This is a genomic window from Pseudoalteromonas luteoviolacea (assembly GCF_001696455.1).
Lineage (GTDB): Bacteria > Pseudomonadota > Gammaproteobacteria > Enterobacterales > Alteromonadaceae > Pseudoalteromonas > Pseudoalteromonas luteoviolacea_C.
This window is the reverse complement of the sequence record NZ_MAUJ01000006.1, coordinates 15,979-34,453: the sequence shown is the minus strand read 5'-3', so window position 1 is coordinate 34,453 and position 18,475 is coordinate 15,979. Positions and strand designations below refer to the sequence as shown.

19 protein-coding genes are annotated in these 18,475 nt (G+C 42.7%); 14 read left to right on the top strand and 5 right to left on the bottom strand.

The window, feature by feature from the left end; translation table 11 throughout:
• The first annotated feature begins 155 nt into the window (after positions 1-155).
• The 9 genes from queA (at position 156) to A7985_RS16825 (ending at position 9,397) form a co-directional block, all read left to right on the top strand.
• Positions 156-1,196 (top strand): tRNA preQ1(34) S-adenosylmethionine ribosyltransferase-isomerase QueA, encoded by a 1,041-nt coding sequence (gene queA, locus A7985_RS16860; protein ID WP_065791599.1) that lies wholly within the window; start codon positions 156-158, stop codon positions 1,194-1,196.
• Between the two features lie 199 nt (positions 1,197-1,395).
• Positions 1,396-2,526 (top strand): tRNA guanosine(34) transglycosylase Tgt, encoded by a 1,131-nt coding sequence (gene tgt, locus A7985_RS16855; RefSeq protein ID WP_065791598.1) that lies wholly within the window; start codon positions 1,396-1,398, stop codon positions 2,524-2,526.
• Between the two features lie 32 nt (positions 2,527-2,558).
• Entirely contained in the window at positions 2,559-2,897 is a 339-nt protein-coding gene (yajC, locus tag A7985_RS16850; protein WP_063358707.1) for a preprotein translocase subunit YajC, read from the top strand.
• Between the two features lie 21 nt (positions 2,898-2,918).
• On the top strand, positions 2,919-4,778 hold the full coding sequence (secD, locus tag A7985_RS16845) for a protein translocase subunit SecD (RefSeq protein WP_065791597.1): 1,860 nt from the start codon (positions 2,919-2,921) through the stop codon (positions 4,776-4,778).
• Positions 4,779-4,786: 8 nt separating this feature from the next.
• Positions 4,787-5,728 carry a protein translocase subunit SecF gene (secF, locus tag A7985_RS16840; RefSeq protein WP_065791596.1) on the top strand — a complete coding sequence of 314 codons (942 nt, stop codon included), beginning with the start codon at positions 4,787-4,789 and terminating at the stop codon, positions 5,726-5,728.
• A 165-nt stretch (positions 5,729-5,893) separates the two neighbouring features.
• On the top strand, positions 5,894-6,424 hold the full coding sequence (locus A7985_RS16835; RefSeq protein ID WP_065791595.1) for a hypothetical protein: 531 nt from the start codon (positions 5,894-5,896) through the stop codon (positions 6,422-6,424).
• Positions 6,425-6,621: 197 nt separating this feature from the next.
• On the top strand, positions 6,622-8,400 hold the full coding sequence (locus A7985_RS16830; protein WP_256096790.1) for a GGDEF domain-containing protein: 1,779 nt from the start codon (positions 6,622-6,624) through the stop codon (positions 8,398-8,400).
• Between the two features lie 206 nt (positions 8,401-8,606).
• Positions 8,607-8,864: a hypothetical protein gene (locus tag A7985_RS26955; RefSeq protein WP_256096784.1), complete on the top strand. Its 258-nt coding sequence runs from the start codon at positions 8,607-8,609 to the stop codon at positions 8,862-8,864.
• On the top strand, positions 8,861-9,397 hold the full coding sequence (locus A7985_RS16825; protein ID WP_256096783.1) for a substrate-binding periplasmic protein: 537 nt from the start codon (positions 8,861-8,863) through the stop codon (positions 9,395-9,397). Before A7985_RS26955 ends, A7985_RS16825 begins: the two co-directional genes overlap by 4 nt.
• Before the next feature lie 4 nt (positions 9,398-9,401).
• Here A7985_RS16825 and A7985_RS16820 read toward each other — a convergent pair whose 3' ends face one another.
• From A7985_RS16820 to A7985_RS16800, 4 genes are all read right to left on the bottom strand, one after another.
• A complete protein-coding gene (locus A7985_RS16820; RefSeq protein WP_176716761.1) occupies positions 9,402-10,022 on the bottom strand; it encodes a hypothetical protein in 621 nt (206 codons plus the stop codon).
• Between the two features lie 528 nt (positions 10,023-10,550).
• Positions 10,551-12,182, bottom strand: a complete 1,632-nt coding sequence (locus tag A7985_RS16810; protein ID WP_065791592.1) for a methyl-accepting chemotaxis protein — start codon at positions 12,180-12,182, stop codon at positions 10,551-10,553.
• A gap of 148 nt (positions 12,183-12,330) precedes the next feature.
• Entirely contained in the window at positions 12,331-13,041 is a 711-nt protein-coding gene (gene rsuA / locus A7985_RS16805) for a 16S rRNA pseudouridine(516) synthase RsuA (RefSeq protein WP_065791591.1), read from the bottom strand.
• Between the two features lie 48 nt (positions 13,042-13,089).
• Entirely contained in the window at positions 13,090-13,419 is a 330-nt protein-coding gene (locus tag A7985_RS16800; RefSeq protein WP_065791590.1) for a 5-carboxymethyl-2-hydroxymuconate Delta-isomerase, read from the bottom strand.
• A gap of 207 nt (positions 13,420-13,626) precedes the next feature.
• Between A7985_RS16800 and A7985_RS16795 the strand changes: the two genes are divergently transcribed.
• The 5 genes from A7985_RS16795 (at position 13,627) to A7985_RS16775 (ending at position 18,124) form a co-directional block, all read left to right on the top strand.
• Positions 13,627-14,412, top strand: coding sequence for a hypothetical protein (locus A7985_RS16795; RefSeq protein ID WP_065791589.1), 786 nt, complete (start codon positions 13,627-13,629; stop codon positions 14,410-14,412).
• Entirely contained in the window at positions 14,405-15,028 is a 624-nt protein-coding gene (locus A7985_RS16790; RefSeq protein WP_065791588.1) for a LysE family translocator, read from the top strand. The genes A7985_RS16795 and A7985_RS16790 overlap by 8 nt, the downstream gene beginning before the upstream one ends.
• 8 nt (positions 15,029-15,036) lie before the next feature.
• Positions 15,037-15,537 carry a gamma-glutamylcyclotransferase family protein gene (locus A7985_RS16785; RefSeq protein ID WP_065791587.1) on the top strand — a complete coding sequence of 167 codons (501 nt, stop codon included), beginning with the start codon at positions 15,037-15,039 and terminating at the stop codon, positions 15,535-15,537.
• Positions 15,538-15,552: 15 nt separating this feature from the next.
• On the top strand, positions 15,553-17,124 hold the full coding sequence (locus tag A7985_RS16780; protein ID WP_065791586.1) for a serine hydrolase: 1,572 nt from the start codon (positions 15,553-15,555) through the stop codon (positions 17,122-17,124).
• An 82-nt stretch (positions 17,125-17,206) separates the two neighbouring features.
• Complete coding sequence (locus tag A7985_RS16775; RefSeq protein WP_065791585.1) at positions 17,207-18,124, top strand: histone deacetylase family protein; 918 nt, start codon at positions 17,207-17,209, stop codon at positions 18,122-18,124.
• Here the strand turns inward: A7985_RS16775 and A7985_RS16770 are convergent.
• Positions 18,121-18,423 (bottom strand): hypothetical protein, encoded by a 303-nt coding sequence (locus tag A7985_RS16770; RefSeq protein ID WP_065791584.1) that lies wholly within the window; start codon positions 18,421-18,423, stop codon positions 18,121-18,123. The two genes, A7985_RS16775 and A7985_RS16770, sit on opposite strands and share 4 nt — an antisense overlap.
• Between the last annotated feature and the right edge of the window lie 52 nt (positions 18,424-18,475).

Genomic DNA, 18,475 nt, shown 5'->3' with positions numbered 1-18,475 from the left:
CTTTCGTGCGCACGTATGCGCAGTAGCCAGTAGAGTAAAGCTATTTGGCACAACTGACAAGGGGCTAAAAAGTATGAATAGATATCCTATGTTGCTTGATTTCATTTCCGCGCAGCACTAGACTTGCCGCCAACTTGCACGAATATGAGGTCTACATGCGCGTAGCTGACTTTAGTTTTGAACTTCCCGATGAATTAATTGCTCGTCACCCAAAAGCGGAACGTACGAGTAGCCGCTTACTTACTCTCAATGGAGAGAGTGGAGAGCTTGAACACAAGATATTCAAAGATATTATTGATCTAATTGAGCCAGAAGATCTGATCATATTCAATAATACTAAAGTGATCCCTGCTCGCATGTTTGGCCAAAAAGCGACTGGCGGCAAAGTAGAAGTATTAGTCGAACGTATTTTAGATGAGCATCGGGTGTTGGCCCATATTCGCTCAAGTAAATCCCCAAAACCAGGTGCAGAGTTGATCCTTGAAGGCAAAGCACAGGCCACAATGGTTGCGCGTCATGGCGAGCTATTTGAACTTGCGTTTGAGGGTGAGCATTCCGTTCTGACTATTTTAGATGAAATCGGTCATATGCCGTTACCTCCTTACATAGATCGTCCAGACGAAGAGGGCGACAAGGAAAGGTATCAAACAGTTTACAGTGAAAAACCCGGTGCAGTAGCGGCACCCACCGCAGGTTTACACTTCGATGATACTTTAATGGCACAGCTCAAAGAAAAAGGCGTGGATATGGCTTTTGTCACACTTCATGTCGGGGCCGGCACATTTCAACCTGTGCGTGTAGATGATGTTAAAGATCACAACATGCACTCAGAGTACATTGAAGTACCTGAAGACGTCGTTGATGCGGTGACGCGTTGTAAACAGCGGGGCGGTCGTGTCATCGCTGTTGGTACCACTTCGGTGCGTTCGTTAGAGTCTGCTGCGAAAGTCCATGGCGGTGAATTGAAAACTTTTTATGGTGATACAGATATCTTCATCTTCCCAGGTTATCAGTTCAACGTCGTAGATGTGATGATCACTAACTTCCATTTACCTGAATCCACATTGATCATGTTGGTCAGCGCCTTTTCTGGCCAAGAGCACATCATGCGCGCCTATAAAACGGCAATTGAAGAGCGCTATCGATTCTTCAGTTATGGTGATGCGATGTTCTTGACCAGACAAACTAAAGCATAAAATGACAGCCCGGCAAATTGCCGGGTTTTTTGTTTTTGTTTTAACCCTTTTTTAACTGTGACTTTATTTATCGCTTTTTGGCCCCAATATTAGAATTGCTCGGCCTTTATTGGTAGAATCTGACGGTTTATATGACTCCTATATGGGAAAAAGTCATTGGTTAAGAATTGTTGGACTGTTTTTCCGACACGAGGTAAATATGAAATTTGAATTAGATTGTACGCATGGCAAGGCTCGCCGTGGACGTTTGGTTTTTGATCGTGGCGTTGTCGAAACGCCTGCGTTTATGCCGGTAGGTACCTATGGGACAGTAAAAGGCATGACGCCAGACGAGTTGAAAGAAACGGGTGCTCACATCTGTCTTGGCAACACGTTCCACCTAATGTTACGTCCTGGCACAGAAATTATTAAACAGCATGGTGACTTACATGACTTTATGAATTGGGACAAACCAATTCTGACTGATTCAGGTGGTTTTCAGGTATTCAGCCTAGGTGCAATGCGTAAAATTTCTGAAGAGGGCGTCCTATTTAAATCACCAGTAAATGGTGAAAAGATCATGCTCTCTCCAGAAAAAGCAATGGAAGTTCAGCGTGATTTAGGTTCAGATATCGTGATGATATTTGACGAATGTACGCCTTATCCAGCGACAGAGAAAGAAGCAAAAGACTCAATGGAGTTGTCTTTGCGCTGGGCTAAACGTTCTAAAGAAGCACATGGTGATAACCCATCTGCGCTATTTGGTATTATTCAAGGTGGTATGTACCCAGAGCTGCGTGCTGAATCGCAAAAGGGCCTAGAAGATATTGGCTTTGATGGTTATGCCTTGGGTGGTTTATCAGTTGGTGAACCAAAAGAAGAAATGGTGAAGATCCTAGACCATTGTGCATACAAAATGCCAGAGCAAAAACCACGTTATTTAATGGGTGTTGGTAAACCAGAAGATTTAGTTGAAGCGGTACGTCGAGGTATCGACATGTTCGACTGTGTAATGCCAACACGTAATGCTCGCAATGGACACTTGTTTGTGACTGACGGTGTGATTAAAATCCGTAACGCAGTTCACAAAACAGATACAAGTCCTTTGGATGCAGAGTGTGATTGCCACACATGTAAAAATTACTCTCGTGCCTACTTACATCACTTAGATAAGTGTAATGAAATTTTGGGCGCAAGATTGAATACCATCCATAACTTGCGTTACTACCAACGTTTGATGGAAGGTATGAGAAATGCCCTGACTGAAGGGACATTTGATGAATTTGTCGCTGACTTTTACGAGCGTAGAGGCCTACCTGTTCCGCCTTTAGCTGATGTAGAAGCAGAGTAAACGTTTTATTCAAAATTAAATGAGGAAAAGCAATGAGCTTATTTATTTCTAACGCCCATGCAAGTACGGCGGCTGCGGCCCCTGCCGGTGGTGGTATGGAAATGCTTATTATGTTGGCTATTTTTGGTTTGGTATTTTATTTCTTAATTTACCGTCCACAAGCCAAGCGCGTAAAAGAGCATAAAGACCTGATGGGTGCTTTAGGCAAAGGTGATGAAGTACTTACTTCAGGCGGCCTTGTCGGTAAAGTTTCGAAAGTTGCAGAAGACAAAGATTTCGTGGTAATTGCCCTGAATGACCAAGTTGAAGTAACAGTTCAAAAATCAGCGGTTGCAGCAGTTTTACCTAAGGGTACAATGAAGTCGCTATAACAATAAGAAAGGGATAATCCAGTGCTAAACAAGTATCCAATGTGGAAATATTTACTTGTACTCGCTGTATTGGCCGTTGGCATTCTTTATGCTACCCCGAATATGTATGGTCGAGATCCGGCCATACAAATTTCTGGTACGAAAGGGGCTGACGCTGATTTAAGCGTGCTTGATCAAGCAAATAAAACACTTCAAACAAACAACTTACCAATTAAATCTGCCGTTCTTGAAGAAGGGCAAGTGCTTATTCGCTTTAAAAATGTTGAAGATCAATTAAAAGCGCAGGATATCCTACGTGACACCCTAAGCGAAGATTACATCTCGGCAATTAATATGTCTCCAGCACAGCCAGATTGGCTGAAAAACATTGGCGCTAACCCAATGAAGCTCGGCTTAGACTTAAGCGGTGGTGTTCATTTCACCATGGAAGTCGATATGGCGACGGCTATGGGTAAAGCACTCGAGCAGATGGAGCAAGATTTCAAGAGTGACTTACGTGAAGAAAAACTCCGTTATCGTACTATTCGCGAAGTTGCTAACAGTGAGCGCATTCAAGTTGTAATGCGTACTGTTGAAGATAAAAGAGCTGCGGAACGTTTCCTGAAGAAGCGCTACCCAGGCAACGATTTTGTTAATGACAGTAGCAATGAATTGGCTTTCTTCTCAAGCTTAAGTGATTTGAAAAAACGTGAGCTACGTGATTATGCCATTAAACAAAACGAAACCATCATTCGTAATCGTATTAACCAACTTGGTGTTGCAGAGCCAAATGTTCAACGTCAGGGTTCTGAGCGCATCATTGTTCAGTTACCGGGTGTTCAAGATACTGCACGCGCTAAAGAAATCTTAGGTGCCACGGCAACTTTAGAATTCCGTGAAGTGGATGAACGTGCCGATACACGCACAGCTGCGCAAGGTCGAGTACCAGCTGGCAGTGAAGTGCTTTACCACAAAGATGGCTACCCAGTTGTACTAAAAACACGCGTGATCTTAGCTGGCTCGCATATTACTGGTGCGCAATCAGGTATGGATGAATACCAACGCCCTCAAGTAAGCATTAACCTTGATAGTAAAGGTGGCGCTAAAATGAGTGCATTTACCAAACGCGCAGTTGGTAAGAGCATGGCAACGGTATTTATCGAGTACAAACCTTCGGGTAAAGTGGATGCTGAAGGAAATGCGCTTCCGCCAATTAAAGTGGAAGAAGTCATTAACGTCGCGACAATTCAATCACGTTTGAATAACTCGTTCCGTATTACCGGTATTGATAACCCAGCCGAAGCACATAACTTGAGTTTACTACTGCGTGCGGGTGCATTGGTTGCGCCAATCCAGATCGTAGAAGAGCGCACGGTAGGGCCTAGCCTTGGTCAAGAAAACATTGAAGCAGGTATGACAGCAGTAGTACTTGGTTTTGCATTCGTCCTTGCATTTATGTTGATGTATTACAAAGGATTTGGCTTAGTTGCTAATTTGGCGCTTGCTGCAAACCTTGTAATGATCGTTGGTGTGATGTCGATGATCAGTGGTGCAACACTGACGCTGCCTGGTATTGCAGGTATTGTATTAACTGTGGGTATGGCAGTTGATGCGAACGTACTAATTTTCGAGCGAATTCGTGAAGAGCTGGCAGATGGCCGAAGCCCACAGCAAGCGGTTCATCATGGTTATGATAGTGCTTTTAGCACAATCTTCGATGCAAATATCACGACGCTGATTGCAGCGGTTATTTTGTTCTCGGTGGGAACTGGTCCAATTGCTGGCTTTGCCGTGACATTAGCAATCGGTATTTTAACGTCGATGTTTACAGCGATTATCGGTACTCGTGCCGTGATCAACGCCTTTATTGGCGGTAAGCGCATCAACAAGTTGTCGATCTAGGAGCGAATATGCAGTTATTAAAGTTATCAAGCACCATCCGCTTTATGTCGGCACGTAAGTTGTCGATGGCTTTCTCAGCATTACTGATTTTGGCTTCTGTTGCATCGTTTATGGTCAAAGGCCTGAACTTTGGGTTGGACTTTACTGGTGGTACAGCGGTAGAAGTTGGTTTCTCACAACCTGCTGATCTACCAAAGATCCGTAAAGTACTTGCTGAGAATGGATTTGCCGACGCCGCAGTGACGTTATTTGGTTCAAGCCAAGAGGTATTGGTACGTATAGCACCACGCGAAGGCGAAAAAGCAGAAACTATTGGCAATCAACTTATAGATGCCCTGAAATTGGCCGACAGCAGCGTTGAGATGCGTCGTATCGAATTTGTAGGTCCAAGCGTGGGTGAAGATCTAAAGGAAGATGGCGGCTTGGCTATGTTGACAGCACTTCTGTGTATTTTGGTCTACGTAGCATTTCGTTTTGAATGGCGTTTTGCCGTTGGTGCGGTTGCCGCGCTATTCCATGACGTGATCTTAACGATGGGTCTATTCTCTCTACTTGAGCTTGAATTTGACTTGACCATTTTGGCGGCAGTTTTGGCGGTAATCGGTTACTCGCTTAACGATACCATTGTTGTATCCGATCGTATTCGTGAAAACTTCCGTAAGGTGCGTATCGACGATACTCTTGAGATAATTAATATCTCGCTGACACAGACAATGAACCGTACACTTGTGACGTCAATCACAACAATTCTGGTATTGATCGCACTATTTGTATGGGGTGGTCAAACCATCCACGGTTTTGCGACAGCTTTACTGTTTGGTGTTTTCATTGGTACTTACTCTTCAGTTTATGTTGCAAGCTCTGTTGCTGTTGCGATGGGCGTGAGTAAAGAAGACTTAATTCCGGTGGAAGTGGAAAAAGAAGGTGCGGACTTAGACGCAATGCCTTAACTTCGGGTCGCGTCTAGAGGCATTTATATGCGCTTTAAGCGCAATAAACGCATACTTATCGATCATAATCAAAAAGGCCACAGTTAATGTGGCCTTTGTTGTTTCAAAATGATGACAAGACTGTATAATGAGAATTGTTATCAATAATAAAGATTTGAGGATAGTATGTATAAACAGCTAGGAATTGCATGTGCAGCTTTGGCATTATTTGCATGTTCAGAAAAAGAAAGCGCGCAAACTACTCAGCCACAAGCAAAAGCACCAGTTACAGAAAATGCATTGAGCCAATACAAAACTCAGGCAAAAGCACTTTTAGCGAACATCAGGGAACAAAAGCCAGCTTCTGAGCTTGAGAAAGAGTCTGCGAACTTGGTTGCAACTTCACGCAGCGTACTTTCTGATTTTGTTACTAAATACCCTCAATGTAAGGACTATTTAGATGCCCTAGATAAAGCCGCTGACTTGATCCCATCACTCCCGCTTGAAGAGATCGAAAGTGGTTACCATGAAGATGGTAAGCTGCCTAAATATAGCGATCCGGTGTGTTACCACGCGAAAGACTTGTTAGTACATCCGGCGACCGTGCAAGCAATTGCTAAGTTAGGGTTTACTGAAAATGCACAGTACCAAGACGCTGAATTAGAAATCGTCGAGGTGATTGCGCACTTTGATCAAGTTGAAAGAGCGTTAAACTAAACGCTTGAGGTGAGGGAGGTTCTCTCACCTAAACCTCCATATTTTCATCATTTTATTGTGCAATCATGCATATTTTTCATTCCTATAATTGGTAAATTCCATCTGATTGCAATCTAATTGTCATAAAACATTGATAATTTGGCTGATTATTGAACACTTTAATTAGATTGGCTGTACCTGTGGATCCGATAAAATCCATGTTGGATGACATTCTCAGCAATGATGCTGTGTATCCAATGTTTCAACCTATTTTTGATCTTGCGAAAGAAAAGATCCTTGGTTTTGAGGCTTTAAGCCGAGGCAGTTTAGATAACGATCTTATGCTGCCTGATAAAATGTTTGCAGCAGCCAGCAAGTATGACCGATTATCTGAGCTTGAGTTGTTATGCCGTAAAAAGGCCATAGAGCAATTTGCACAGCTTAAATTACCCGGTAAATTATTTCTCAATGTGAGCCCTAAGGCTTTGCTTGACCCTCATCACCCAAAAGGCGAAACGCTGCACTTAATTGAAGAAGCGGGCCTCAATTGTAATCGCGTTGTCATTGAAGTCACAGAGCAAGACAAAGTGGATGACGGCTTTTTGCTTTTGAAAACCATATCCCACTATCGTCAACTTGGCTTTAAGATTGCGATAGATGATCTGGGAGCAGGGTACTCGGGGCTAAAGCAATGGTCTGAGCTGTGTCCTGACTTTGTCAAAGTGGATCGCTACTTTATAGATTATTGCGATCAAAGTATTGTGAAACGAGAGTTCCTAAAATCCATCATCGATCTTGCTAAAGCGACGAATACCGCCGTTATTGCAGAAGGTATTGAGCGGGAAGAAGAGCTGCGTTTGCTCAAAAAGTTAGGCATTATCAATGCGCAGGGCTTTTTGTTAGCAAAACCCAGCTGCGAGCCCAGTGATATGATCAACAACTTTCATGATAAACCAGCTCAGCTTAATCAAGCGACCTCACCTGCTAGCCAGTTTGAGCAGTCTATGGCAATAGGCTGGTTATCAAAGGATGTAACGGCAATACATACCAATACGCAATGTCTGGATGCGCATCGACGTTTTGAGCAAAACAAACAGTTAACGAGTATCGCTGTGCTCAATGACAACAGACAACCAGTGGGGTTGCTACATCGAGATCAACTTACCGAAGTATTTGCCTCTCCTTATGGTCACGCGTTATTTGATAAGAAGTCTGTCATTAAGTTGATGGATAAGCAGCCACTCATCGTTGACGAGCAACAAAAGCTTGATTACGTGAGTCAAATGATCACTGAGAATGAATTTGATATCAGGCGTCATATTGTCATTACTAAAGAAGGAGAATACCTTGGCCTGGCACCGCTTAGAGACATTTTAAAGCATATTACTGAAGAGAAAATTCGACATGCACAACATGCTAATCCACTTACAATGTTGCCCGGTAATGTCGCAATCAATGAAGCGATAGAGCAACGCTTGAAAGCGAAACATGAATTTTCTCTTGGCTACATAGATTTGAACCATTTTAAACAGTTTAATGATTTATATGGCTATGCCAGTGGCGACAGTGTGATCAAATTGCTTGCTGATGTCACCTTGGAAGTTTGCAAGCAAAGCCAATGTTTTGTTGGTCATATTGGTGGCGATGATTTTATGGTGGTGTTTGATGGTGCCGATGCTGAGTTTCTGTGTCATCAGATTATCGAATTGTTTGAAGCGCGTTCAAAGTCATTGTTTACGCCTGAGCATGTTGCAGCTGGCGGCTATTGGGCGACCAATCGTGAAGGGCAAAAGCAGTTTGTCCCCTTGTTGACTTTGTCTATCGGTTTGGTGAGCCCTGATGTGCATTCTTGCCACAATAGTCATCAAGTGGCCGCATTGGCAACCGATGCTAAAAAAGAAGCTAAGCGTTATAGAAACAGTTATTTATTTGTCTGTAATCGCCGTAAGCCAAGTGCGCCTATGGTTAGGCTTGAGGCTGCTGCAAACCTTCCTTAAATATGTATCAAGTAGAGTAGCCGCCATTTAAAGATAAATTTCCCGTTTGAATGGCTGCTCGTGCAACTCAACGAAATCTTATTGCTTTATGAATATAAATTGGGAAATATATATACTTAAGGCGAAGAGAAATTCTCCTATAGTTTGTATATATTGATTGATACACCGCAACCAGCATGTCCACAGGGCTTTAGGGAGTCGCTATCATGATGAAGATATTTATGTATGTTTGTTTGATTGTCTTCACTTCCTTGGGGTTTGCAGACGATAGCAAACCTACAATTTATGTGGCCAAAGAGCAGCGACCACTTTACGATCGTGACTTATTTTTATACGAGTTGCTTCAGCAAGCTTTGCTGGCCGCTGACTACGACGTAAATATAGAACATGTTAAAGTGCATCCCCACCAGCAACGAACGTTGATGCGCTTAGCAAAGGGCGAGTGGACTTGCATTGGAGTATGACGAGTCCGGCACGTGAAAAGCTCGCAATTGCAGTTAAGTTTCCACTCTTTGATGGCTTGATTGGCAAGCGCGTATTGATTGTACACAAGGCGCATTACGAGCGGTTTAAATCGGTGACTGAGCTTGAGCAACTTCGTCGTTTTACTGCTGTTCAGGGTCACGATTGGCCAGATACTAAAATCCTTGCGAGTAATGGGCTTGATGTGAAACCCATTGCTAACTATCAAGCCATGTTTGATATGATACTCGCCAAAAAAGCGGATTACTTTCCCCGCTCTATCGTAGAAGCGCAATCTGAATTAAGTAGTCAAAATAACCCCAATTTGATGATTGTACCTGACTATTATTTGTCATATCCAGCGCGCTTCTATTTCTTTGTTAACCGTGACAACCCAGAGCTTGCGAATAAACTCGCACACGGCCTCAAAAAAATGAAGGATAGTGGCGCTTATCACACTTTACTGGTCCGCTATTTTGATATCGACATGCTCACGAGTAGCCATATGTTGCCACTAAATAACCCTTTCTATTAAAGGGCTATTTAGTCCGTCGAATCGAAGGTGCTTTGAAATCATATGCTTCTTTGTAGCTGAGAAATGTCAGAACCACTAAAACGCCGCAAAACATGGAATAGTTTAAATAGCCTGTGACATCAAACGCATAATAAAAGAAGGTAATATCATAGCCCTTGCCATTTCGCATATAGTTTTCTATTAATGCGAAAAAACTGATTGCCGCACTAATTAGGCATAACCAAGGCAAAATGCTATCCGCAAAGGTGTATCTTATCTTGTGTTTGGGAAATAGTTTTTTGGATATTTCAACTCGATAAGTTAACGGAACTAATATCATGAGTTCTTTAACCAAGTGAATACCATAAATCAAGCTGTTTTGAATGAGTCTGTCTCCGGGTTCGGACACAAGGCTAATAAGGCCGGTTGTGAAAATAATGTTTTCAAATAAAACCGGCATCATGGCCAAAAAAGCGATGGAACAAATATTGACGTCTCTCAAGCGGTGTCCAATTAAGAAAACGAGAGATACGATAGAAATGTACGCGAGAAAAAAGAAGTATGTCGCGTCTTGGATAATAAAGATCACTACTACCATTACAACATAAGGTAGTAGCAGATCTTTGAATGCAAACTGTTTTGCCATAAGTGATACTTTACTGAGAAATAAACTAAAGGGATGACATTGTTAAGGTTTAACAATGGGTTTGTTTTGCTTGCGCTTATTCCTCTGGAGACCACAGTCATTTGAAAAAGGGTCTGCTGGACCTAATAAACCAGAGCCGCCAAATATTAAACGACATTGTTTCTTAGCAATCATCTTCATAGTGATTATCCTTATTTCATTGTTGTCTAGTCAGCTATCGAATGTTGAACATTCTTTAGTTTCCAATGGCGATAGGCACAACGCAGAGCCTTACTGCTAACCAGTGAAGAAACGTCACCAAAACAGTAGTCATAAAGAACCAAAATATCTATTTTTGGTAGTACTTAAAGTCTGTATTTATGCGGGTGACTCAATGAATTTAACACCAAATAATTTGGAGTTAAACATTTTTTTACAAAAAAATAAGATGCTAAATTCAGGCCAATTTGTGAAAAAAATTACCCAAAAAAATAGGGGAACTTAGTCCCTATTTTTTCGCGTAACTTATTGTTTGGTAATGCTGTGATATTAAAGCTTAAATTTTGCCATTTCTGATTCTAGCTGAGTTGCGAGTGCCTTGATGCTGTCGGTTGCTGCATGTGCTTGCTGCGAGACATTCGCTGTTTGTGACGCGGTATCAGATATCGTCACAACTCTTTGTGCAGTATCCTCACCGGCTGCCAACTGTTCCTTTGCTGCCAAAGCAATTTGGTCACTCATTTGAGAGATGGCGCTCAGTGAACTGGCAACACTGCGAAGCGCTTCGCTTGCTTCACTTGACATGGTGACGGTTTTTTCACTGGTAGCGATACTCAGAGAGACTGATGACTTTGCTTCTTGTGTCGCAGATTGTAAGTTTCCTATCATAGTATGAATTTCTTCAGTACTTGATTGAGTTCGCTGAGCAAGCTGGCGTACTTCGTCTGCAACAACTGCGAATCCACGCCCTTGTTCGCCTGCGCGAGCGGCTTCAATGGCGGCGTTTAGTGCAAGTAAGTTCGTTTGCTCGGCAATACTTTGAATGACACTCAATACATTGGCAATGTTGTTCACTTCTTCATCGAGTGCCTGAATATTACTTCCTGCACTGTCAATTTGTTGCTCCAGTAATGCGATAGCTTCGGACGCGTCACTTGTTAAGCGGTCTGCATTTTGGCCTTGGTTCTCTGCTTCTTGCACTGAAAAAGCAGCTTGTTCAGCATGTTCAACAACGGTTTGAGCTGACGCCGTTAGCTCCGTGATTGCGGACGCGACCATTTGTGTTTCTTCGCTAAGGCTCTGGGTTAAATTTTCCAGCTCGGTCGAACGAGCTTCGCCGTCATAGCTTTGCTCTTTAAGCGTATCACTGACAGTCATTAGCCCTCCGACGACGCCTTTGAGACCATCTTGCATATAACGCATTGCCGCCATAATGCTGTAATCTTTCGCAGTCGAAGTATCTATTAGGGAGGTTAAATTACCCTGAGACACTTCTCTAACTATGGCAAGTACGTCATTGAGCTCTGCGCCAAGTTTGTTAGACAACGATAGGCCATATCGAGCAATGGCAAAGGTCAGGGCTACTGCAATAATGAGAGATAAAGACAAAAGCCAGCTAGCCGTTTCCCAGTATCGGGCATCTACTTCTTTGTAACTGATCCCGGTGCCTACGTACCAGCCAAAGCGCGACGTTTTCTGTACAACAGAAGTTAAATCGACAACCTCACCATTACGCTCAGACGTCCAGTGGTAGGTGATAATCCGATTGGTTTTATTGCCAACGAGCCTTTCTACCAAGCGGCCAATACTGTTTCCATTGGCATCTTTGAAGTCATTGAAACTCGTTCCGTGTAGCTGTGGATCGTGAGGTGCGGCAACAAAATCTAACTTGTTGTCCACTACATAGACATACTCAGAGTCGTGGTATTTATTTTCTTGTAAAATCTTAGCCGCAAGTCGCTTGGCTTCTTGTTCTGAAAGCTCTCCAGATTGTACAAATTGTTCAAACTGCTCAACAATATTAACCGTGCTTTTCATTAGTTGGTTAATACGTGCAATGTTATCTGTTTCACTGGCATGGCGCAGTGACTGTAGTCCCAGCACGGCAACCAGGATAAGCGCGATAAAGATGGCTGCTGCGAATAGGATTATTTTTAGTCTTAAAGTCAGGGTCGAAAACACAATTTGCACCTTAACAGAGATCTAGTTAATTGTTTATGGAACTCCACTTTTATGATTTATCATGTTTAAGCGGAGTATGTAAGTAGCCGATTACTGTATATGAATAAAAATTAGATGATTTTTCCTCATATGACGACTTTTTCCCCCATTAAATTGCATTGATTATGCTTATTTCACGTTCCGTAAGTGGTCGATACTGACCTTCGGATAAGTCGCTATCTAACTCAATGTCTCCAACTTTTTCTCTATGTAATTCAACAACATGGTTTTCAACGGCGGCAAGCATACGCTTTACTTGATGGTATTTTCCTTCGCAGATCGATAGGCGTAATGCGTATTTATCTAAAGCCTCAGCGTGGGCTGGGCGAGTGAGTTGTTTTTCATTGTGTAGCGCAACGCCTTCACGCAATTTTTGTAGTGCTTCCTCTGTGATTATTTCTTTCGTTTCAACAAGGTATGTCTTGAATTTTTGTTTCTTAGGCGACGTTATTTGATGTGACCAGTCCCCGTCATTTGTAATGAGGACTAGGCCAGTAGTATCGATATCCAGCCTACCTGCAATATGAAAATCTTTTAAGTTAGGCTCATCCAAAAGGTCAAAAACAGTCGGGTGTAAATCATCTTGATTTGCACACACATAACCTTGTGGTTTGTTCAACATAAAATACCTTTTACCCAAGTATTTCAGTATATTATCGTTAATCTTTATTTCGTCGGTTGCGGTGATTTGTAGTTCGTTTTTTTTACAAACAAGGCCGTTTACGGTGACATTGCCCTTTTTAATTAACGACTTTACTTTGGTGCGTGGCAGCTCACCAATATTACTTACAAACTTGTCTAAACGGCATGGGAATTTCATGGTAGTTCTCGGGTAATCTGTTATACAAAAGTACTATTTATAAATTATTTAATTTTTTCGATAAATAGTCGGGTCTAAATCATAAGGGTGAACACTCAAACTGACACTCGCAGGCAATAGTTGTTGCAACTTAGAGAGCACCAACTCACTTAACATTTGCTTTTGCGATTGCGTTCGCCCCTCAAGTAAGTGTATTTGCACGTGGACAAAGTCTTCTCTACCATCGCCGAGTATACAAGCATGGGATTCTATAAGTCTGGTTTTAATTGTGGTTATGTCAAATAGTGTTGAATCTATGACACTTTGATGTACAGAAGAGAGAAGCTCAGTTGGACAAACATCAAGTGTCTTTGAATGTTCTAAGATGATGTGTGGCATGGTAAGTACGGCTTATTATTCTACAGAGCTATATAATAAAGCTGTTCAGCATGAAAGCCAACACAGCATAAATAGCTAAACCGATGATTAAAAGTTAAATAATGTTAAACTGGTTTTAATTCATTTAATCAGTCAGGCAGCTTGCTTCAAATGAAGGCTCCTTGATAAGGTGTTGCTGTTTATCTAAGAGATCGTGTTGGATTGAATATGTTATCTATCTTTAAGTCAAAACCACTATTAGAAGAATCAGAGTCCCAATCAATATTGGATTTGTTTTTATGGGCTGTTGAGCACTTTGACAGTGACTATTTCTTACAGAAAACGCAAATAGTGCAGCCTACCGAGCAATTTTTCCCTGACAGGGTGACCAGTGTTGAAGACATGGCGAGCTCGGTTTTTCAACGGGTCAGAGATTATGCGGGTCTAACCCAATGGCCTATTCAATTGTCACCCCCTCAATTAATGCCTATGCAACAGACATTTCCTCATTTCGCTTTTGCCAATGGGCTTCGAGGAGATGGCCTAGAGTTAATTCAGGCACCGCTGCAGGCTGTTGCGGTGTCCTATAACCCCAATCAAATTAACCAGCCTCAAGATTTGGTTGCGAGTATGGCAGGCAGTATGGCTTTAATGCTTATCCATCACGTTGGTAAACTACCACCTGGGGGGCAGCAAAACTTATCAGTTGCAGCGGATGTTTTGGCAATTTATATGGGCTTCGGCACAATGTTATGTAATACCGCATACCACTTTCGAGGTGGATGTGGTTCTTGTTATAACCCATATGCGAATCGCCAAGCCGCGTTAAGTGAACAGGAAAGTGTGTTTTTGCATGCTCTAGTATGCCACTTTAAGCCAAACAGCAATGGCGGCAAGCATTTAAAACCTCATTTAAAAAGTATGTATAAAAAAGCTGAAAAGCAGTTGAAGCAGATTTTACACACCAGTCCGGACCCCCTTTTATTGGCGCTTGAGGAGCGTAGCCGTGCTTGAATATTTAGATGAGTTTTTGATTATCGCATTGGCTCACTTCTTCGCTGTAGCAAGCCCAGGCCCTGATTTTGCGATAGTGTTAAAGCAAAGTGTGCAGCAAGGTCGAAAGAATGCGCTTTTTACAAGTGCTGGTGTAGGCCTCGGAATTTTTGTGCATGTCAGTTACTGTTTACTTGGTGTCGCCCTTGTGCTGTCGCAGTCGCCGGAATTGTTCAATGTGTTCAAATATCTTGCTGGGGCATATTTAGCATACATGGGGATTCAAGCTTTGCGCTCAGCAAAACCGGCTGAAGGGCAAACGGAAACAGCCGAAAAACTTGCATCAGAATCTAACTGGAAGGCTCTGCGCAGAGGGTTCTTGGTCAATGCCCTCAACCCGAAAGCAACGTTGTTTTTCTTGTCATTGTTTACGTTAATGATTGACCCTGGAACCCCTCAACAAGTGCAGATCTTTTATGGTGTTTATATGGCGTTAGCGACGTGGGTCTGGTTCTCTATTCTCTCAGTTATTTTATCAAGAGACTCAGTCAGGTGTTTTTTCCACCGTGCAGGCCACTGGTTTGATCGAGGTATCGGTGTGATATTGATATTGTTAGCCTTTAGAGTCGTGGTTTAGGACTAAAGATGCAAACATCAACACAACACTATTTCGCTTACGGCTCTAACGTGTCAACTAAACGTTTGCTTAAACGATTACCTCATGCGCAGTGTCAAGGGATAGCTGAACTGATAGGATATGAATTAACATTTAACATGTTGAGTACGGATGGATCAGCAAAATGTGACATAGCATGCACAGAGACCACAGCTAACAGTGTTTTTGGTGTGGTTTACACGCTTTCAAAGGAAGAATTAAGTATATTGGACTCGATTGAAGGCGTTAGGTATGACCGTGCGAGCAAACCTGTCAGACTCAAAAGCGGTGAAGTCATAACGGCGCACTGCTACATTGCAAACACTTTTGATCCTGAGCAACTACCATTTAGCTGGTATAAACAGCACGTTTTAAATGGCGCGAGAGAACATGACTTTCCTCACAGCTACATAGAAAAAATTGATGCTCAGGCTAGCACGCAAGACCCCGACATTGAGCGGGAAAAATTAGAATTAGAGATATACAAATAACAAGGCAATACGGAAATGAAGCACACTCTTTGGCACAAAGCACTTTTGGTCAGTTCAGTACTACTGATGAGCAGCAGTACAATGGCACTTACGGATACTCAGTTGGAAGAAGTAGAAAAGTCAGTTAATCAGGCTATGAAAAGCTTTTCGATACCTGGGCTTGCTGTCGGTATTGTCAATGATGGAAAAGTGGTAATGGCAAAAGGGTTTGGCATCAAAAGTTATGGAAAATCATCGCTGGTGGATGAACATACCTTATTTGGCATTGCATCTAACAGTAAAGCGTTCACTGCGGCGGCATTAGCAATGCTCGTTGAGCAGGGGAAACTGAATTGGGATGATCCGGTAGTAAAACACATACCTGAGTTTGAGCTTTATAGTAAAGCGTTAACTGAGCAAATGACGATTCGAGATTTATTGAGTCACCGTAGCGGGCTCGGCCTTGGGGCTGGTGATTTGATGATTTGGCCAGATACGGACAAGTCTATTGAGGATATATTAAAGGCCTTAAAGCACTTAAAGCCGGTATCGCAATTTCGCAATGAGTACAATTACAACAACCTGATGTTTGTTGTGGCGGGCGAAGTGGTGAGTCGTGTGAGCGGTATGCGCTGGCAGCAATTTATAGAGCAAAACATATTTTCTGTTGTGGGTATGAAGGGCTCTTATGGCGCGTTTTCTAGAATCCCTCATGATAATTCAAACTTTGCAACGGGCACGATTAAATATCAAGGTCAATTAGAAGAGTTCATTGGCGATTATCTCGAAGATTTTCGGGGCGCAGGTTCTATTGCGTCTAATGTAACTGACATGACGAAGTGGATGCAGACACAAATGAATGCAGGTACCGCGCCTTCAGGGGAGGTGCTATTCAGCGCACACTCGCAAAGCATGATGTGGCATCCACATATTATGCGTATACCCAAAGAGCAAGCTCTACAGAATTTCAGACAGCACTTCAAAGGTTATGGCTTAGGGTGGTCTTTGGAAAGTTATTTCGGCTATAAAAAAGTAGGTCATATGGGGGGCATTTTAGGGATGGGCTCTCAGGTCGCAATGATCCCTGAAAAAGGTTTAGGCGTTGTCTTACTCTCCAACCAGCAGGCTTACCCAGCACTCAATGCAATAGCCAATGAAGTGTTTGAACAAGCGCTTGGTCTCGAGCCACAAGATTGGGTAGCTGACAGTGCTAAGGCGTATCATGATAGTCGCCGTGAAAAATACAGCAAGCTTGGACCGGTAAAGCCAAAAAGAAAGAAAAAGGGCCTACCTCATGATCACTATACCGGCACTTTACGCAGTCCTTGGTATGGGGATGTCATCGTGGAAAAGGTCGCAGGAGAGTTACGTATCGACTTTACCCACACTGGATTATTAAAGGGGTCACTCCATCACCATGATGGTAATACATTTGTGGTGAAGTGGGATGAAAAGTTACTCGAAGCAGACGCCTATATCCATTTTAAACTGAATGGGAAAGGTCACATTGAAACCGCAGAAATGGAGTGGGTGAATCCGGAGATCACAGATTTCAGTTTTGACTTCCATGACCTTAATCTCGAGGCTTTTCCCAAGCCTAAAGGTTAAAGAGCATAAATAGAACCAAAGTATCAAGGCTCGCCTAAGTGAGTTTTGATACACTTGGTCTGGTCTCTCTCAAGGAATTGTTATGCGCACAGCCATCATAAGTCATCCATTTTGCCGAAAGCACAAAATGCAGGAAGAGCACCCTGAATGTCCACAGAGGTTGGACGCGATTTCTGATCGCATTTTAGCGTCAGGGTTGGATATTGCTTTAACGCATTTGACTGCGCCTAAAGCTGATACCGAGCATTTTTCTCTGGTGCACAGCGAGGAACATATCAAGCAAGTGTATGATGCAATGCCTAAACAGGGGTTGGCAGAACTAGATGGCGATACTTCACTATGTAAGGATTCTTTAAAAGCGATTGAGCGCGCTGTCGGCGCGGGTATTTTGGCTGTTGATGAAGTGCTTGCTGGGCGTCTTGACGCCGCATTTTGTTCGGTACGTCCTCCAGGTCATCATGCAAGTCAGACCAAGTCTGCCGGGTTTTGTGTGTTCAATAATGTCGCTATAGCCGTCGCTTATGCAAAACAGCAGGGGGTGAAACGAATCGCGGTGCTAGATATTGATGTGCACCACGGTGACGGCACGCAAGCAATTGTTAAAGATGATCCTGATGTTTTATTTTGCTCTTTATTTCAATATCCTTTTTACCCAAATAGCGAAATTGAGAACACCGAAACGATTGTAAACTCACCGCTGCCTGTTGCCAGTGATGGCAATGACTTAAAGGCGCTGTTTTCTCAACAGTGGTCACCTATTCTTAAAGCATTTAAACCCGAGCTTATATTCATCAGTGCGGGATTTGATGCGCACTTAGAAGATGACATGGGCGGACTTAAGTTTGTCGAAAGTGATTATGCTTGGTTCACAAAAGAAGTCGCTGTGCTGAGTCAGGAGTTAAACTGTTTGGGGATCATTTCGTGTCTAGAAGGAGGCTACGACCTTTCATCGCTAGGTCGCAGCGTTGAGACGCACTTACGCACGCTTGCTGAGCTTTAGTTAAACTCTTCCAATAAGCTAAATAGTTGGCCTAATTGAGTTATTTGAATCTTTACTGTACAGCATTGCCCCTCTGAAGCCAGTCTTTGTTGCACTAATGTCGTCAAATAGGGAAAGCTTGGCGCATTCTGAGGGTTGCCATCTAAGTCGTAGATCTCTGCATCTTCATTTATATATATCGCTGTTTTTAATTGCTTTTCTGAAAGGTAGAACAAACTATCTTGTAGGGATTTGGCACTGTCCACATACTCTATACTTTGGTCGAATATAAGCACTAATGGGTACGATTTAATCATCATAATTTGTTCTCAGTCAAAGTCGGCACTAAGTGGCAAAGTATACTCAAGTTGA

What these genes read in the sequence shown, in the direction of transcription:
- A7985_RS16820 (WP_176716761.1), bottom strand. Translation starts at nt 10,022, where the DNA reads ATGGCAAAACAGTTTGCATTCAAAGATCTGCTACTACCTTATGTTGTA.
- A7985_RS16800 (WP_065791590.1), bottom strand. Translation starts at nt 13,419, where the DNA reads ATGCCACACATCATCTTAGAACATTCAAAGACACTTGATGTTTGTCCA.
- A7985_RS16775 (WP_065791585.1), top strand. Translation starts at nt 17,207, where the DNA reads ATGCGCACAGCCATCATAAGTCATCCATTTTGCCGAAAGCACAAAATG.
- tgt (WP_065791598.1), top strand. Translation starts at nt 1,396, where the DNA reads ATGAAATTTGAATTAGATTGTACGCATGGCAAGGCTCGCCGTGGACGT.
- secF (WP_065791596.1), top strand. Translation starts at nt 4,787, where the DNA reads ATGCAGTTATTAAAGTTATCAAGCACCATCCGCTTTATGTCGGCACGT.
- A7985_RS16825 (WP_256096783.1), top strand. Translation starts at nt 8,861, where the DNA reads ATGACGAGTCCGGCACGTGAAAAGCTCGCAATTGCAGTTAAGTTTCCA.
- A7985_RS16780 (WP_065791586.1), top strand. Translation starts at nt 15,553, where the DNA reads ATGAAGCACACTCTTTGGCACAAAGCACTTTTGGTCAGTTCAGTACTA.
- rsuA (WP_065791591.1), bottom strand. Translation starts at nt 13,041, where the DNA reads ATGAAATTCCCATGCCGTTTAGACAAGTTTGTAAGTAATATTGGTGAG.
- A7985_RS16830 (WP_256096790.1), top strand. Translation starts at nt 6,622, where the DNA reads ATGTTGGATGACATTCTCAGCAATGATGCTGTGTATCCAATGTTTCAA.
- queA (WP_065791599.1), top strand. Translation starts at nt 156, where the DNA reads ATGCGCGTAGCTGACTTTAGTTTTGAACTTCCCGATGAATTAATTGCT.
- yajC (WP_063358707.1), top strand. Translation starts at nt 2,559, where the DNA reads ATGAGCTTATTTATTTCTAACGCCCATGCAAGTACGGCGGCTGCGGCC.
- A7985_RS16835 (WP_065791595.1), top strand. Translation starts at nt 5,894, where the DNA reads ATGTATAAACAGCTAGGAATTGCATGTGCAGCTTTGGCATTATTTGCA.
- A7985_RS16785 (WP_065791587.1), top strand. Translation starts at nt 15,037, where the DNA reads ATGCAAACATCAACACAACACTATTTCGCTTACGGCTCTAACGTGTCA.
- A7985_RS16770 (WP_065791584.1), bottom strand. Translation starts at nt 18,423, where the DNA reads ATGATGATTAAATCGTACCCATTAGTGCTTATATTCGACCAAAGTATA.
- A7985_RS16795 (WP_065791589.1), top strand. Translation starts at nt 13,627, where the DNA reads ATGTTATCTATCTTTAAGTCAAAACCACTATTAGAAGAATCAGAGTCC.
- A7985_RS26955 (WP_256096784.1), top strand. Translation starts at nt 8,607, where the DNA reads ATGATGAAGATATTTATGTATGTTTGTTTGATTGTCTTCACTTCCTTG.